At 61.4% G+C, this 15978-nt stretch carries 16 protein-coding genes and 2 pseudogenes; 13 read left to right on the plus strand and 5 right to left on the minus strand.

Going from position 1 to position 15978, the window contains the following annotated elements:
* The first annotated feature begins 25 nt into the window (after positions 1 to 25).
* Positions 26 to 586 (plus strand): hypothetical protein, encoded by a 561-nt coding sequence (locus ACYG9V_RS22225; RefSeq protein ID WP_460222014.1) that lies wholly within the window; start codon positions 26 to 28, stop codon positions 584 to 586.
* A gap of 421 nt (positions 587 to 1007) precedes the next feature.
* Here ACYG9V_RS22225 and ACYG9V_RS22230 read toward each other — a convergent pair.
* A pseudogene (locus ACYG9V_RS22230) lies at positions 1008 to 1262 on the minus strand (aldo/keto reductase); the annotation flags it as partial.
* 272 nt (positions 1263 to 1534) lie between these two features.
* Here ACYG9V_RS22230 and ACYG9V_RS22235 point away from each other — a divergent pair.
* Genes ACYG9V_RS22235 through ACYG9V_RS22250 form a run of 4 tightly spaced genes read left to right on the plus strand, consistent with a single transcriptional unit; the run spans position 1535 to position 7846 of the window.
* Entirely contained in the window at positions 1535 to 4027 is a 2493-nt protein-coding gene (locus ACYG9V_RS22235; RefSeq protein ID WP_460222015.1) for an ABC-three component system protein, read from the plus strand.
* Entirely contained in the window at positions 4024 to 4716 is a 693-nt protein-coding gene (locus tag ACYG9V_RS22240) for an ABC-three component system middle component 1 (protein ID WP_352763640.1), read from the plus strand. Before ACYG9V_RS22235 ends, ACYG9V_RS22240 begins: the two co-directional genes overlap by 4 nt.
* Entirely contained in the window at positions 4713 to 5447 is a 735-nt protein-coding gene (locus ACYG9V_RS22245; protein ID WP_352763638.1) for an AAA family ATPase, read from the plus strand. Before ACYG9V_RS22240 ends, ACYG9V_RS22245 begins: the two co-directional genes overlap by 4 nt.
* Positions 5448 to 5464: 17 nt before the next feature.
* Entirely contained in the window at positions 5465 to 7846 is a 2382-nt protein-coding gene (locus ACYG9V_RS22250; protein ID WP_352763635.1) for a coiled-coil domain-containing protein, read from the plus strand.
* A gap of 112 nt (positions 7847 to 7958) precedes the next feature.
* On the opposite strand, the gene ACYG9V_RS22255 is transcribed toward ACYG9V_RS22250, so the two are convergent.
* Both ACYG9V_RS22255 and ACYG9V_RS22260 read right to left on the minus strand, forming a co-directional pair.
* Positions 7959 to 8231: a hypothetical protein gene (locus ACYG9V_RS22255; RefSeq protein ID WP_352763633.1), complete on the minus strand. Its 273-nt coding sequence runs from the start codon at positions 8229 to 8231 to the stop codon at positions 7959 to 7961.
* 8 nt (positions 8232 to 8239) lie between these two features.
* Positions 8240 to 8482 carry a hypothetical protein gene (locus ACYG9V_RS22260; protein ID WP_352763630.1) on the minus strand — a complete coding sequence of 81 codons (243 nt, stop codon included), beginning with the start codon at positions 8480 to 8482 and terminating at the stop codon, positions 8240 to 8242.
* A gap of 243 nt (positions 8483 to 8725) precedes the next feature.
* Between ACYG9V_RS22260 and ACYG9V_RS22265 the strand changes: the two genes are divergently transcribed.
* The 5 genes and pseudogenes from ACYG9V_RS22265 (at position 8726) to ACYG9V_RS22285 (ending at position 12270) form a co-directional block, all read left to right on the plus strand.
* Positions 8726 to 9517, plus strand: a complete 792-nt coding sequence (locus tag ACYG9V_RS22265; protein ID WP_352763627.1) for a hypothetical protein — start codon at positions 8726 to 8728, stop codon at positions 9515 to 9517.
* A 98-nt stretch (positions 9518 to 9615) separates the two neighbouring features.
* On the plus strand, positions 9616 to 10419 hold the full coding sequence (locus ACYG9V_RS22270) for a restriction endonuclease (RefSeq protein ID WP_352763625.1): 804 nt from the start codon (positions 9616 to 9618) through the stop codon (positions 10417 to 10419).
* A 757-nt stretch (positions 10420 to 11176) separates the two neighbouring features.
* A complete protein-coding gene (locus ACYG9V_RS22275) occupies positions 11177 to 11407 on the plus strand; it encodes a helix-turn-helix domain-containing protein (protein ID WP_352763622.1) in 231 nt (76 codons plus the stop codon).
* A 103-nt stretch (positions 11408 to 11510) separates the two neighbouring features.
* A pseudogene (locus tag ACYG9V_RS22280) lies at positions 11511 to 11675 on the plus strand (JAB domain-containing protein); the annotation flags it as partial.
* Positions 11676 to 11871: 196 nt separating this feature from the next.
* Positions 11872 to 12270, plus strand: a complete 399-nt coding sequence (locus ACYG9V_RS22285) for a RidA family protein (protein WP_023681625.1) — start codon at positions 11872 to 11874, stop codon at positions 12268 to 12270.
* An 88-nt stretch (positions 12271 to 12358) separates the two neighbouring features.
* Here the strand turns inward: ACYG9V_RS22285 and ACYG9V_RS22290 are convergent, their stop codons facing one another.
* Positions 12359 to 12565, minus strand: coding sequence for a hypothetical protein (locus ACYG9V_RS22290; protein WP_023822998.1), 207 nt, complete (start codon positions 12563 to 12565; stop codon positions 12359 to 12361).
* Between ACYG9V_RS22290 and ACYG9V_RS22295 the strand changes: the two genes are divergently transcribed.
* The gene (locus ACYG9V_RS22295; protein ID WP_352763620.1) at positions 12528 to 13061 is read left to right on the plus strand and encodes an isochorismatase family cysteine hydrolase; all 534 of its coding nucleotides are present in this window, start codon (positions 12528 to 12530) and stop codon (positions 13059 to 13061) included. The genes ACYG9V_RS22290 and ACYG9V_RS22295 overlap by 38 nt on opposite strands.
* Before the next feature lie 25 nt (positions 13062 to 13086).
* Here ACYG9V_RS22295 and ACYG9V_RS22300 read toward each other — a convergent pair whose 3' ends face one another.
* Positions 13087 to 14001 carry a LysR family transcriptional regulator gene (locus tag ACYG9V_RS22300; RefSeq protein ID WP_023667658.1) on the minus strand — a complete coding sequence of 305 codons (915 nt, stop codon included), beginning with the start codon at positions 13999 to 14001 and terminating at the stop codon, positions 13087 to 13089.
* Between the two features lie 160 nt (positions 14002 to 14161).
* Between ACYG9V_RS22300 and ACYG9V_RS22305 the strand changes: the two genes are divergently transcribed.
* Together ACYG9V_RS22305 and ACYG9V_RS22310 are read left to right on the plus strand one after the other, a co-directional pair.
* Positions 14162 to 14803, plus strand: a complete 642-nt coding sequence (locus ACYG9V_RS22305) for a glutathione S-transferase family protein (protein WP_031196341.1) — start codon at positions 14162 to 14164, stop codon at positions 14801 to 14803.
* Positions 14804 to 14935: 132 nt separating this feature from the next.
* Positions 14936 to 15862 (plus strand): DMT family transporter, encoded by a 927-nt coding sequence (locus tag ACYG9V_RS22310; RefSeq protein WP_352763617.1) that lies wholly within the window; start codon positions 14936 to 14938, stop codon positions 15860 to 15862.
* Positions 15863 to 15978: the final 116 nt, after the last annotated feature.

A 15978-nucleotide genomic window follows, 5' to 3' on the forward strand; every position in this document is an offset into this window, starting at 1 on the left:
CATGGAAACTCACAAGGAGGAAAGCGTGAAAAAGTCGAAACATCGAGCAAGCGCAGCGCACGCGCGGATTCGTCCCTACATCTGTGACTGCCACCTGTTTCCGGCAGTCGCCAAGCCGCTCGTCCGATCGGCCAGCCGGTCGATCGGCGACCTCGATCTGGTCGACTACGCGAGAGATGCCGCGCAGACTTTGCTGGACGCCTATCCAAGCGTCGTCTTCACCAGTGGCCGTCGGGACTCGCAAGCCCAGGCGGATGCGATGGCGCCCAACATCGTCGCCAACCGGAAGTGGATCGAGCAGACCTACGCAGCGAGCGCCGAGCGCACTGCCCTCCAGGGATGGGTCGATGCCCATCCTGAAGCCGTGACCGCATCTGCGATCTCAGCCGGTCTCTATGGCATCATGAGCGGCTGGTCGGACAGTCAGAAGGCCAGTCTATCAAGACACTTCAGCGGCCAAGCCTTCGACGTCCAGCCTGTCGCCAATGGCGACGATATCAAGACCGCAATCAAAGCGTTACCACGTCTACGCAAGTTTCTTGAGAGCGAGGGCGGCCTGACAATTTGGCACGCCGACTTCGAGTAGCGGAGTTGGGGCCCTGTCGGCTACGATCCAGGTCGCACGGCTCCTGATTGAACGGAGGGCGGTCTCTTTTCCGCTGGGTGCGCTAAGAGTAACTCGGTCCGCGTGCCCGGGGCGGTCCTTGAGCTCGGCATCGATTGTTATGCCTACCTGGATGTGCTGTGGTGGTACGCGTCCAGTCGGTCGGTCCTCCGGTATGTGTTGTCGTGAAGAGGGTGCCAGTGGGCAATCAGGGAGGTTTGATACCCACTGGCGTCCTGGCGGCCGCCGCGCGGCCAGGATAGCGAAATGACGATCCACCGAGGCGCGCGCGGCAACGTCCACAGGTCTTCCTACGAAGGCTTGGATGCGCTAATAGGGCGTCCGGGCAATTTGGCTTCGAAGGGAAGCAGCTTCTGGGCTGCTCAGATTGAAGTCGATTATTCACATGCGAGCAGAACAATGCCATGTCCGCCTCGCTCAGCCTGTCGCTTACCTCATTCAACTGATGCCAATAGCGGTATGTGACCGGCGGTCGACTGACGTCGTCCAGACGATTGCGCTCTTCCACCGTCAGTTTCATGTCGGCTGCGGCCAGATTATCCTTGAACTGCGCTTCCGTACGTCCGCCGATGACGACTGAGGTGACGGGCTTGCGGCCGATCAGCCAGGCAAGCGCCACCTGCGCGGCCGAAACGCCGAAACAAAAGGATACTTCATCTTCGTTACTGAGGTTGGCTCATGACTCAAAACCTGATTTGTGCCTCGCCCATCCGCGATCAACCTCCGGGCTTGTCCGGCCTTCGCAGTATCGGGGTGTCGAAAACTTGAGAAAGCCAAATGCTAGCGTACAGTGCAGGCGCCAAAGCAGGTTTCTTGGGCCGATGAACTTGGCGCCCGACTGCGACCTGGAGGATACTGGATCGATGACCGTCCCGACAGCCAACGTCGTCGTGCCCGATGGGGTAGCCATTGGCTGATCCAATTCTCAGTCCTCTAGATGTCGTCGAGGGCGCGTCAATCGGGGGACGTAAGGGTGTTTACGTCCTTGGCTGTTATGACCAGCGGATCACGCTCTATTCGCAGCAGGTGCGAGCCCTGGCGCTGGTGCATGCCCTCGCAGATCAAGACTACCTTCGCGATCGCCCGCGCATAGCGGTTATCGGCGGCGGCGCCGCTGGGATCACCGCCGCCGCCGCCGCCGCACTCGCTTCCGCAGGAGAAGTGGTGCTGTTCGAGGCGGCCGACGATCTGCTCAAGCTGCAGATGGGCACCGATAAACGCAAACTCGACCCACACATTTACAACTGGCCCCGCAGCAATGCTGACGACCCCATCGCCGACCTGCCGATCTTGGGCTGGGAGGCCGGTCCTTCACGAGACGTCCGTGAGGACGTAGTGCGGCAGTTCGAGGACATCGCAGGTCAGACCGGCAACTTGCTTCAGCTCAAGCGCCATCGGGTCACCGCCGCTCGAGAAATTGCCGGTGGCGGGTACGAACTGACAGTGCTCGACATCAATGAGAACCAGGAGCGGACCGAACCCTTCCAGATCGTCATTCTGGCGTTCGGCTTCGGGCTCGAAGCCACCGAAACCGTTCGCGGCATTGGTGACAAAAGCTACTGGGACAATGCCGGCATCCCAGGCGCTGAATTCCGTGGACGCGCCCACCCGCATTATTTCGTTAGCGGGAGCGGCGACGGAGGTCTCATCGACTTCGTCGCCGCCGCATCCGCCGATTTCGACCATGGTGCGATGATCCACACCATCACTAACAATCCCAACCGCAAAGAGGTCGAAAAAGAACTGCTAGCTATCGAGAAGGAGGCGCGTCGAGCCCAAGCGGACGCCAATCCGTACAACCTGTTTGAAGCCTATAGGGATCGCATTTCGCCACTCATCCACGCCAACGGCCTCGTCGCCCAAATTGGCCGCCAGCTCCGGCCTGGGGTGTACATGACACTGCAGACCAAGGACGAGACGGTATTCACGCTCGGCTCGGCAATTCTTAACCGCCTTGCGGCCTTCGCCACCATTAGAGCCTGTCAGATGACGGAGGGACATGCTTTCCGGCATCTCGCCTGCAAGACTGTGGCGAGGGTCGACGCCTATGTGGCTGCGCCGGGCGAGCCCGCTTATCAACTCGATTGCGACGGCGAACTGGTGATGGCCGATGACGTCATTATCCGTCGTGGCACTGACCGCAAAAGTGTTCGCCAGCCCTTCCTTGACCTGCTCGGCGATTATGATCAGCAGCATGAGGAATGGCTCGATCGCCTCGGCGAGGCGACGCTTATTCCGGCACTCTCCAACGACGCCCAGGATTTCTTCCGTTCCCGGGCGCGCGACGCACACGTCGTGGGGTCACGGCGACGCATCGCACTGGCAGCGGCGGCCATGCCGATGACCGTCCACCTTAGCTTCGAGGGCACCGAGGTCAGGTGGTCGGGCGACCGCGGTCCCGGCCGGATCGGCGAGGCCTGGGACGATGGCAATGCGCTCGACGTGACACTCGCACAGGGTCCTGCCGTATTCGGGCCTATCGGTGGCGCCATGCTGCGGGTTGCTGCGCATGCGTACCAAGTGACGGTCCACGCGGTGCCACTTGACTGGTCCGAGTCTTGGAGGAATTTGACTGCGAAATCGCCGCACGGCGGCGGCATACTGATGCCCAAGCTTGTCGGAGGCAATCCGGGCGGCGCCTGGCAGATCCGGGAGGCAACCAATGCAACCAGGCTTGCCGGGATGGTCCATCACGAGCTCGACAAATGGCTTCTGGGGAAGGTCGACACGCACCTAAGCAATTTCCTTATTAGCGAAGACGATCCGGGGGGTTACGTTGGACTCGAGATCGCCCAGGACCTGAGGGCACTGATGCGGAAGACCTGGACGACCTGGCGGGAGGTTCTCAGCGACGAACCACCGCTGCTAGCCCGCTTTCTTCGCCTGGTTGTCAGCGCCACCGACGAGGACGGCGATGCCGTGCAGGTGCTTGTAGGACCACGCAAGTTGTCGTCGATCATCAGCGGCATAGCACTCTCACTGGCGATCGCGGCGGTCTGGGGCGAGACCACACCGCGAGGCATGCGGCCTGGCAATCTGCTGCGCCAGATTGCCGGCCACGAGAGGACCGGCCATGGCTGTGCCCCGGACCGCATTATGGGCAAAAGGCCAAGCATTTGTGCGGACACGCATGATTGGCAGACCAGTTTTGTATTGCTCGCGCTCGAGGGGCGACTAGACCTCGCCAAGAAAGCCGAGGAGCCTTTCGCCAGCGTCGAGGCCGACCAACCTTCCCTAGCCGAGACCACCGGATCCGGTCCGATGATGATGTGGATCAGCCAAGAACTGATCGAGGCACTTGCCGGGGGTACGGCAGCACTAGCAGCGCTACTCGAGGAAGTAGAAAGCCAGCATGCCGCGCGTCTGCTGAAAGCCATCGAGCGACAGGAGCATACAGCGTGAACGAAACGTTCGCCTTGGGACCACTCGAAGAATTCGTCCAGCGTGTGCGCGGCGCCGCTGACCGCCGGAAGCTGCCGATCAGCGAACAGCCGCAGTTCGCTGGCCGCAGCTTCAATGGCGGCAGCAGCGCCGCCACGACGCTCGAGGCCGGTGAACTGCCTGCCGAAGCCAGAGCACTCAAGATCGGGCGGTATGCGGTTATACTTGGCACGCTTCCCGACGTGCCGACGCTACCAGGCGTACGGGAGACGCTGCGCCGCTATCGCAATCAATGCGTCGTCGCCCGCTCCTTCCTTAGCACTAATGAGAGCCTGGATCTGCAGCTGTTCCTAGTCGGCCCGCGTGGCAGCGAGTGGGAGCGCAAATGGAAATCGCTCGGCCTCTTCCTTGAACGCGACGATCGCGTGGCGCGCAAGCTCGCCTGGCTGCGACCCCGCGATGCGGCTCGTGACGGCGACAGCTTCGATGACTTCGTGCGTCGTACATTCCTCGCGCGGCCCTGGGAAGAGGACGAGAAAGAACTGCACGAGGACCGGTCGCTCGACCTCGAAGAGCTAACGCCGGTAGGGTTGCCCCGCAGCACGGCAGAAGAATTCGACAGCATTGCGCTCGAAGGCGATGACGAGCGTCCGGCCGACGATATCGTACAAGCGCTGGTGGGTGCCTGGGAGCGGAGGGAAACATCATGAGCGAAGTCTACCTCTCAAGCATCGACATAGAGGACTTTCGAACTTTCGGTGAGTTCAGCGTGGCCGTGCCGGCGACCCCGGGGGTGTTGTTGCTGACAGGCACTAACGGCCTGGGCAAGAGCAGCTTCTTCGATGCCATCGAATGGGCGCTCACCGGCAAGATCCGACGCTTCACGCCCTACGTGTCGCGCTCGGGCAAGACCGTCATTCCGGACGCCGACTATCTTACTCGCAATGGTGCCGACCGCGACAGCCACGCCGTAACGCTTCAATTCTCCGAAGGCGAGTCGGTTCGGCGTAGCGCTAGTATGCTGCCATCGCTGGCGGCGGTTTCCGCGCTGCTTGCCAATCCCGGACGCGGAGAGATCACTGATTTGGGCACGCACCTCGCCATGACGCACTTTCTTGGTCAGGCCGAGAGGCAGCGCTTCACCAGCCGCGACGCCGACGATCAATGGGCAGCGCTCAAAGGCCCGAGCGGTGTCGATCGGCTTGAACTGATCCGCACTCGGCTGCGCGGCAGGCCAACCACGCTCGCCTTCGCTCGCCGCATCAAGGCCGAACAGGCGACGATCTCCGCGATCGAAAAGGATATTGCCGACTGGCAGGGGTGGCAGGCCCGTCTCGAGCGCCTGCGCTCGGCGGTTCGCGCAGGTGGCGGCCTGACCGAAGAGGACATCCGCATCCGCGCACCAGTGATCGAAACCGAGATCCAGAGAGTTGCCGGCTGAAGCCCGCAGGGCTATCGGTGGAAACCGGCGGCCAACTCCTGGCGCGGTTATCTGGACTGCTTGACATCGCCCGCAACGCGGTTGCCGATCGCGTCGCCAAGCTCGCGGGCGCAGAGACCCTGATAGGGCGCTACGAGGCGCAGGCGGCGCGCGCAATGGAGGACAGTGCGAGCCTAGTTCGCGCGCGCCAGCAACTCACGGATGCGCGCAGCTCGAGTGCCGACGCGGAGCAGCAGCTGACGACAGCGACCGATGCCTTGACCGCCCAGTCGGGGACGGTCACCAACACCGATGCCGAGATCTCCCGGCTCGAAGCTGTGCGAGCCGACCTGCTTCGCCGCGAGGAGCTGGCGTCATTTATCGGCGAGGCGCGCTCCGAAATCGACTCAAAGAATGCTGCTCTCGCTGAGAGGCGCCGGCTGCTGGGCGACGAAGACGCGGTCGTCGCGGCCCATGGTGCCGCCGCCGCTGAAGCGGTTCGGCTGCAGGCGATCGCCACCCAGGCGCGGACGGATCTCGACACCGCGAGGCGGCTCTCCTTCCTAATCGCCGATGCCGATGAACGAGAGGCGACCCTCGCGGCTGCCGCCACAGCGGCCGCTGGGGTCAGAGGTGAGCATGACGTAGCGCTGCGTCGGCGTGACGAACTCACGACGACGATCGAGGCAACCCGGAGCGAGCTCGCCGAGGCCGAGCGCCATGCAAGCGCCATCGCCTCCGCTGTGGCCTCGATCGCGAGCCATATCCACGACGACGAGGAGACCTGTCCGGTATGCCAAGCGCACTACCCCGCTGGTGAACTGAAGCTCCTCGCTAACGAGGCGGCACGCTCGGGCAACGCCCGCGTCGCGGCAATTTCCGAGCGGGCCGAGCAGCTCATGGTCGAAATCGCGACTCTGACACAGCGTATCGGGGAACTCACGCCGACGCTTACTCGTCAGGCAGCGATCGAACCGGGCGCTCAGCAAGCGCGGCAGCTAGCCGTGGACTTAGCTGAAAGTTTGCGGCAGGCGCTCAAAGCCAACGAGAACGATGACCTTGGCATCCTTGCCGCATCGCGTGAAGCTGCCGCCCAATCTGAACTTCGGCTCGCCCAGGCGAGCCTTGCCGAACGACAGCCCGCAGCGCTTGCAGCTGAGGAGCGACGCTCCGCCTCGACGACCGAAATCGAACAACTGACAGCGCGTCTTGATGCCGCCACGTCCCGGCTCAATGGCTTTCTTGCTGACGATCGCGATTGTGCGGAGCGGATTGCGGCGCGCGGCGTGCCGACGCCGACCATCGACGAGATCGGAACGCTTCTCGCCACGAGGCGGAACGAGCTCGAATCCGCCCGCAGGCGACTGGCTGAGCTCGAAGGAGCATCCGCCGCGGCCGTCGCCGCGGCGAAGCCACTTCTGGAGCAGCTTGGCACGCACGAGGCAGACCTTGCCGCAATGGAACTGGCACAGAAGAACGCGGTGCTCGCTGCGGAAGAGTTGGTGAAGCAATGGACAACTTTGGGGCTCACTGGAATCCCCGATCGCGCGACATTGGAAGCGGCCCAGAGCGCATCTGGCAGCGCGTCGACCGAACTCACGCTGCTTGGCGAGCGCCTGAGGGAGCTCTCCAACATCAACCAGGACCTATTGCTTGAGGAGGAACTCGCCCTCGTCACCGAACAGATGCGTGCGGCCGGAGGTGATGATGCGCTCAAGGATCCGGTGACGCACCTCAGGACGCTCCATGCCCGGCTTGCACCCGCTCGGGCGGCACTCAAGCTGTCACAGGACGCTGAAGAGGTGGTCAGCAAATATACGGTCCAGCTCGGCCAGCGAGCCGAAGCCTATAATCGGGAAGTGCTGCAGCCGCTCAACGACCGCATTCTCGAGTTCAATGCGGCCATGCTCAGCACGCCGGGAGCTTCAGTTCAGTTCAGAGCCAACAAGCGCGTCGACCGGACCGACTTCGAGATGCAACTCGAATATGGCGACCAGATCGAAAATTCCCTGCTCAGCGGCCGCAAAGTCCCACCGCAGGTGGTGCTGAGTGAAGGGCAGCTTGCGGCCAACGGCTTCAGCATCCTGTGCGCCGCCAGCACCGCTTATCGGTGGTCGCGTTGGCGCGCACTGCTGCTCGACGATCCGCTACAGCACAACGACATCATCCACACTGCGGCCTTTGTCGATGTGATGCGCAATCTCGTGGAACTTGAAGGCTACCAACTCGTCATGTCGAGCCACGACCGCGCCGAAAGCGACTTCATTGCGCGTAAATTCGATGCAGCCGGACTTGCCTGTACCACGGTCCTGCTTACCGCGCCCTCAGAAACTGGCGTGATATACGATCCGCCAACCTATAACTCCGTTGCCCGAAGCTTGCTCGGGAATCCATATGAGACAACCGCGAGTTCGGCTTAGCTAGCGAACGGTTGGCTCCTCGCCTTGGCATTAACTCATGCTGCAGCGATGCTACATTGCTACAGGGCAAGCTCTGTATTCCGACGTCCCGCCGGTTGCGCCACGTGCTGGTTCAGGGCCTGTCCGGGTCGATCAGCCGCTGGCCCTCATTGACCAATTCCATGAGACCAAAGCCGAGCCGCTGGTCCGCCATCAGCATCAGGTCGGCAAGATCGGCATACTGGATGAAGGCGCCTTGCCGTTTGGCTTCCTGCCCCCTCGCATCAGCCTTATGGCGGGCAACGGCCCATCCTTCCGAGAACCCGCTGCTCGTGTTGTTCCCGCGCGAAACCGGTGTCAGACGGACAAACTGATGGCCCTTTGAGAGAGCCGTCCGTCGGTTCATGGCGTGGCTTAGTATCCGGCCGGCGATATCGCGATCGGGCAGCAGTTCCGGTACGCCGCGCGGTAGCCGTCGTGCTCGATATCGACCCACAGCTGCAAGGGACTAAAGAATTCCGCCGCGCCAGGTAAAACCCAGATACGAAGTCGCTCGTCGCGGGGCGGTGGTGAGGGAATGCGAACGAGGAGCGCATTCAGTCCTGCCTTGTTCCTCCGCTCGATTTCGATCTCACCGATATAGCTGGCTATGGCCACCTTGTTCACTGCCGCGATTGGGACCAGAAGGCAGGCAGGGAACTTCCACGCTCTTAGTGCAAGTTCCCGGGCTCTTTCGTCCTGCCCAAGCTCCATCGACGCAGGCTTTCAGGTCCTAATGTCTCAGTCTACGGCGGTGCGCGCGGCAGCGGCTCGCACACCCACGGAACTCATTCCGGGAGGCGCCCTCACCGACTCATTGTAGAATGAATGACGACTCAATGCATGTCCGGAAGGAGCCCCATGTCCCTCACCACGGAAGAGCAAGGCATTTTGCGATACTTCGGCCGCCACCTGGTGGCTTTGTGCGTGACCAGCCGTCAAGGAGAGGCCCCCAGCCGCTTCACGGCCTATTCGGGCACCCTGCTTCGCGTCGATGAAACAGTGCTCTGGCTGACAGCAGGACACATCATCCGGCAGATCGAAGACGCGCTTTCGTCTAGCGAGATTACTATCGACGAAAGCGTGCTTGCAGACGCATTTGGCGAAAGTTTCGTTTCCAAAAAGCCGGTGCCAATCGACCTTCGCTCAAGCCCGCGCTTCTATCGCGACGATGACAACGGCCTGGATTTCGGGGCAATTCTCCTGCATCCCCACCATGTCCGGCTGCTCATAGCCAACGGCGTTGCCATCCTCGAGGAAGCAAATTGGATCCGGCAGCACAATGTCACCTTCGAAGGCTACATGATGCTCGGCCTGCCGGAGGAATTCACTTCGCCACAGCTCCCCGACGACGGGCTTGCCACTGTCTCTCCGACGATGATCACGGTGCGCCGCCTGGAGGAAGAGCCAGAAGGACACAAGCTAGCTTCGCCGCGGCTCACAGCGCGCATCATGGATCCCATTCCATTGACCAGCGTTGTCGGCATGAGCGGTGGCCCGATCCTCGGTTTTGCCGGCAACGAGAAAGAGCTGCGCTACTGGATTGTTGCGCTCCAGAGCGCCTGGCTGGAACGAACGAGAACGACGTTCGCCTGTCCGCTGCCGGTGTTTGCCCCGCTACTCACGGAATGGGTGCGGGCGCAGACCGCCTAAGGGGCTTAGGCGGCCGAAGGCCGCCCCCTTTCTGGTGTTCTTGAAATGTGCTTCCTTCGCATGCCGTCGAGTTCGAGAACCGAAAGTCCAAGACCCCTATGATCCCGTACGTGCCTCCGCCGGAAGAACAGATCGGGCTTACCGAGTATCTTTATGCTCGGATGAAAAACCCCATCCGCGTCGAAATCCTGCATGACGATGACGGCAACTATCGCGTACTTGACGACAAAGGTAACCTGATTCAAGCCGGCTGGATTGCAAAAGGCGGAACCGCCGATCAGCGCAATCGTCGAGTCATGGTGAACCTACGAGAGGGTAGTCAAATCGCGTTCAGTGAGCGGGCCGCCATTCAGCGTTTCGCCGATTTGCTGACATTCGATAGTACGAAGCCGCAGGTCACGCTCTCAGGCGTAATCATTCCGGAGAAGAAGGTATATGAGGGCGTCCTTATCACCTCCGTTTCCTTCGTCTGGGTCGAGATCGTCGAAATGCTTAAGGGCGACTGGTCAAAAGCCTACGAGATGTCACCCCAAGTGTGGGAGGAAGTTGTTGCCGGTGCATACAAACGCGCTGGCTATGATGAGGTTACGCTTACACCTCGGTCTGGTGACCACGGACGGGACCTGATTGCGGTCAAGAAAGGAATTGGGGCGATCAAGATCCTCGGCTCGGTTAAAGCTTACAACCCCGGGCTGCTTGTCTCAAAAGAGCAGGTTCACGCTTTGGTGGGTGTCGTCAGCCTCGACCCGGCGGCCACAAAGGGCATTCTCACCACTACCTCTGACTTTGCGCCGCAGATGCTTAGGGACAAAAATCTGGCCCAGGTGATCCCTGACAAAATTGAACTGATGAACGGCGAGAGGCTTCGGCTCTGGTTAATCGAGCTTCTCGCCAAAAAGTGAATTCCACGGACGCGTTGATCGACCCTCAATGTACACAACCTCCAATCGAGGACTAGTTTCAATAAGGACCAACTGTCCTTCGGTCAGGGCCGGGCGTACCACCTCGTGGCGGGAAGGTCCGAGCGGGGCGCAATTAATCTTACGTCGTGTACCAAGCGTGAGATTCTCATCTAGCGGAAATTGCCTCCCACGCCGCCATCCCTCCAACTGCCTCAAGCGCTGGCTCGCTAGGGCAAACGGCGATGTTCGCTTTCAGTGCCCGCGAGACGCCGGAATTCGTCCAGAACCGGGATGGTCAAGATCAGACGGGTTTCGAGCCGCGCAGGGTTGTTCCGGGCTCGCCACTCCATGCCTTCCGCCATGGAACAGATTGTTGCGCACCATCCGGGCGTAGCGCGCGGCAATCCAGATACCCGACGCACCTGACCTAGCGTTTACAGGACGGAAGTCACGTTGAATGCGCATCAATCGTCCGCCCACCGGTCATGGCACAGTTGGGTCGCATCCCTGCCCAGGCCGTCAGACTGTTGATCGCGCGTTCTCTCCAGCCCTTTTCTAGCCGGCAGCCCGAGACGGTCCTACCCCATCAAAATCCGCTTTCAGTATTGAGCGAAGTCCCCGTAAAGGTGCGTGACGCGCCGGTATCGACAGATGTTCTCAATGAAGATCGCCTCGTCCAGCCGAGTGTAGGAGGTCGTCTCCGTCTTCACCATTTGCGGACCCGATCATCCGGAACCAGACTTGTTTGAGGTGCAAGATGACGGAACCGCTGTATCTCACCCCAGAGGAAGTGACCGAACGTTTTCGCGGCGCGATCTCGACCGGGACATTGGCCAACTGGCGAGCAATGCGCGTCGGGCCAGCTTTCGTGAAGATCGGAAAGTCCATCGTCTATCCTGTGGGCGACCTCAACGAATGGGCGAGTCAGCAAACAGTTAGGTGCCATGCGACAAATCGACTCAACAGGAAAGAACATGAGCAATCGTGAACATGGTCGAATAGAGGCGCGTACGCACCCCAGAAACCGCCCTCAGCTACGCCGCCGTCGAGATTTTATCATGCAATATCAATTAGATACCGAGTTGAGACGGATGATGCATAATCATCCTTCCGGCGATCCGACACCATCGCGTGCGGACATCGAAATGACCAAGCAGATCATCGACAGCGCCAAGCCGCTCGGCATCGCCGTCCACGACCACATCATCATCGGCAAGAAAGGCAATGCCTCGATGAAGGGCCTGCTGCTGATCTGAGCCCGACGCTCGCCGGCGCCGTCAACCCAAACGCACCGCTCGCGAGCCAATCAGCAACATTCCGCTTTGGCTCAAATGCCCACGGTTGCGGTGTAGAAGTGATATTGCGACGGAATCGCCCGCTTCGGCGACAATGTGGTAGACCCGCGAATACGAAGCAGCCAGTTCCCGACAGCCATTGCAGGAGATCTATTCAATGACGCTCGAATGCATAAATCCAAATGATCTGCCGATTCCGGAAATGTACTCCCAGGTCGTCGTTGCGACAGGAAGCAAGCTGGTGTTCGTCTCGGGCCAGCAGCCGGAAGACATACACGGCAAGCTCGTTGGCCATGGTGATTTCGCAGTCCAGGCGCGCCTGGCGTTCGGGAATCTTGGCCGTGCGCTTGCTGCCGCCGGCGCTCGGCCCGAGCAAGTTTGCAAGATCACGATCTACATCGTCGATTACAAACGCGACGAACACGTGCCGATCATCGAAGCCGCCCAGATCGAGCTGTTCGGCGATCACAAGCCAGCAAACGTGGTGGTCGGGATAGCAGTGATGTCTCCCGGCTACCTGATAGAGATCGATGCGATCGCGGTCATCGACCCGTAGGCCAAGCGAGGACGCGTCAAGTCGCCCAAACAAATCCCGGAACTCGCTGCGAGATTGCCACGACTTTGATCTCTCCATCCATCCACGATCACATCGTCATCGGCAGGAATTGCGATGTCTCGATGAAGAGCCTGCTGCTCACCTGATCAACGTCGGAAACAGGAAACGCGCAATGCCCCAGCCCGGCGACGAACCATGGCCGTTCGACAAGCAACGCGCAGCCCTCCTGGTCATCGACATGCAAAGCGACTTCGTCGATGAGGGCGCCGTCATGGAAGTGGCCATGGCCCGCCATCGCATTCCGGCGATGCGGCAGGTGGTCGAGCTTCCGCGCGCAAGGCGTCCCGGTGATCTACACCCAGCATGTGCTTAGCGACCATTTCGATATCTCGCCGCTGGAAACCGGCTATCAGCCGAAGCTGAAAACCAAAGGAATGCGGGAAGGCAGCGCCGGCGCCGAAATCGTCGCCGCGCTTGCGCCCCTGCCGGGCGATGTCGTCATCAAGAAGCACCGCTACGATGCCTTCCACAACACGCAGATCGAGACGGTGTTGCGCAACATCCGTGGCGCAGGCCGGGTCGACACGGTGATCATCATCGGCACCGTGACCAGCATCTGCTGCGAATCCACCGCGCGGAGCGCCTTCATGCGCGACTACAAGGTGGCTTTCATCAGCGACGCCAACGGCGGACTGGACGAGCCATCGCACAATGCAACCCTCGACATCATAGGCAAGGTGTTCGGGCGCGTGATGACCGTCGCAGAGCTTGGGAGCTTGTTGCGGAGCTGAGCCCGCGCGTCAGCTGGCGTGCGTCTCAAGCTCCGGCGCCGAGCCTGCCCTCAAGAAGGTCGCGCCGCTGCTGCAATTCGCCGGAGACGAATTTGGTGAAGGCGTGGACGCGCGCCGTGCGGCGCAAATCGTCGTGCACCAGCACCCACAGCGCCGAGCCAATCTCCTCGATCAGCCCTCCGACCCTTACAAGCCCGGGCAGGCTGTCGCCGAGATAACAGGGCAGCGCCGCAACCCCGATACCGGCGCCCGCCGCATGCGACATCGTCACCAGGGAATCGGCGCGCATGGCGATCTCGACATCGGGCAGCGACGACCGCATCCAGCGGGCGACGCCGGTGTTGGCTAGGCTGTCGTCGGGCGCGATCCAGCGCAGCGCACCCAATCTCGGCTCCGGGGGTAGCGTTTCGGCATAGGAACGTGTCGCGTAGGCGGCGAAGGCGACGCCCGAAATGCGCCGGCCGACCAGGATTTCCTGCGGTTGCGACACCGGCCTGATCGCCACGTCTGCATCCCTTTGCGTCAGGTTGGCGATGGAATTCTGCGTCATCGCCTCGACCCGTATGCCGGGATGGAGCTTATGAAACGCCGCCAGGATCGGCGGCAGCACCGACGCCATCAGCGTGTCGGTGGTGGTGACCCGCAACCTGCCTTCGAACCTGAGATCCTGCCCCGACAGTTTGCGCGCCAGTTCATTGACCGTCTCGGCCATTGTGCGTGCCGCGCCCAGCAGTTCCTCGCCGCCCGCGGTGAGGGCATAGCCAGTCGGCAGCCGATCGAAAAGGCGGATACCCAGCCGCGCCTCGAAGGCGTTGACGCGCCGCAGCACAGTCGTGTGGTTCACGCCCAGGATCCGAGCCGCCGCCGCCAGCGAAGCGCCATCGGCGACGGCCAGCACCATGCGCAGATCTTCCCAGTCGATATCGCGTGAGCTGTGCATTCTTGCAGAAAGATAAAAGAAAGCGCTGCGCTCTGCGAGCCAAAATGACGCTTCGCTGTGCAAAAACGCAGAGCAAGCGGGCGAATCGGCATGTCGATCTGCGCATGCACGCACGCCATATGGAGTCCGACGACAAAAGAAACAGTCGCGGAGAAGAGCCATGACGCCGATAGAACTCTACACCTGCCAGACACCCAACGGGCACAAGGCCTCGATCATGCTGGAAGAGGTCTGCCTGCCCTACTCGGTCCGCTTGGTCGACATCGAAAGGGGCGACCAGACCAAGCCTGATTTCCTGGCGCTCAATCCCAACAACAAGATCCCGGTGATCGTCGACCGGGACGCCGGCCGCACGGTCTTCGAATCCGGCGCCATCCTACACTACCTGGCGCGACGGTCGGGCAAGCTTCAGCCGGTGGGCGCGCAGGAGGCGGACGATACGCTGACCTGGACCTTGTTCCAGGCGGCCCATGTCGGCCCGACGCTTGGCCAATTGTGGAATTACAAAATCTTCGCGCCGGCAAAAATCCCTTACGTGATCGAGTGTTTTGAGCGCGAAACCGGACGTGTCTTCCGCGTTCTCGATAGCCGGCTAAAGCACCATGAGCACATTGTCGGCAAAAGCTACGGCATCGCCGATGTGATGACATGGCCATGGATCAACGCGGCCGTCAGCAAGCTCGGCCTCAGCCTCGATGACACACCAAACCTGGCGCGCTGGTATGCGGCCATCGGCCGCCGCTCCGCAGTTGTCAGAGGGATCGCTGTTCCCGCCCTGCCGGAAGCGTCAGCGGCCGCTTAGATCATGATGAGATTTGGTTGAAATCTCATCATGACCTAACCCTTTGTTGGAGCATGATCTTTTCCAAAAACCGGCACCCACTTTTTGGGATCATGCCCTAGCCGCCGCACCCCGCATTCAAGGAATACGATCGTGGAAATCCTCTTCATCCCTCTGGCGCTTGTCGCCGGTGGCCTGCTCGCAGTGCAGGCTGGCGCCAACGCCCAACTTTCAAAGGCGGTCGGCTCACCCTTTGCCGCGACCACGCTTCAGCTCGCGGTCGGCGCCATCGTGCTGTTGTCGATCACGGCCCTCACCGGAACGACACCGGCTCTGCTTGCCGTTCGGCAAGCCGAATGGTGGCATGCGATCGGCGGCATGGCTTCGGCCTTCTACGTCGTTTCGACCATTCTTCTGTTCCCTCGCCTTGGCGCCGTCGTGTCCGTCGGGCTCTTCATCGCTGGGCAGATGCTTGCATCCTTCGCCCTCGACACGTTCGGCTGGCTCGGGATCCCCGAAGCCGGACTGCGAGCCGGGCCTGCCTTCGGCATGCTCGTCTTGCTTGCCGGGGCTGCCCTCATCGTTCTGGGACAGAAGGGCGCGGCCGACAATACCGCATCCTCAAGACCAGGGTGGATCGGACTGGCGCTGCTGGCAGGCGCCGTGCTTCCGGTGCAAGGCGCTGTAAACGCCTTGCTTCGGCACGACCTTGGCGGCGCGCCGTTTGCGGTCGGCACCATCTCGTTCCTGGTGGCGATGCTGGCCATGGCCGCGGTGCTTCTGATCGCGCTTGCCCTGACGAAGACGCCCCGCCCTCGCCTCGCCGGCCTGTCGTCGATGCCCTGGTGGGGCTGGCTCGGAGGTTTTGCCGGCGCCACCTATGTCACGACCGTGTTCACCGCCATCCCCGTCATCGGAGCGGCAGCTGCCGTCAGTCTGACGGTGGCCGGCCAGCAGGTCGCCGGCATCTTCGTCGACACCTTCGGCTGGTTCCGCCTGCCGCAGCGGCTTGTCTCCGGCATGCGGCTCGCCGGCGTCGTGCTGGTTTTGGCCGGCTGCATCATCATCAAGGCGCTTTGATCCCGCTGGAACAAGGCAAGCCGAATCAAACCAGCCCCTGCCCTCCCTGATTTGGGGTCAGGTGTCGCTCCGGCGTCACCAACGAAGCAAGGTCCGGGCGCCGCAGAAGCAATTTT

The sequence above is a fragment of the Mesorhizobium sp. W016 genome, from assembly GCF_054719485.1.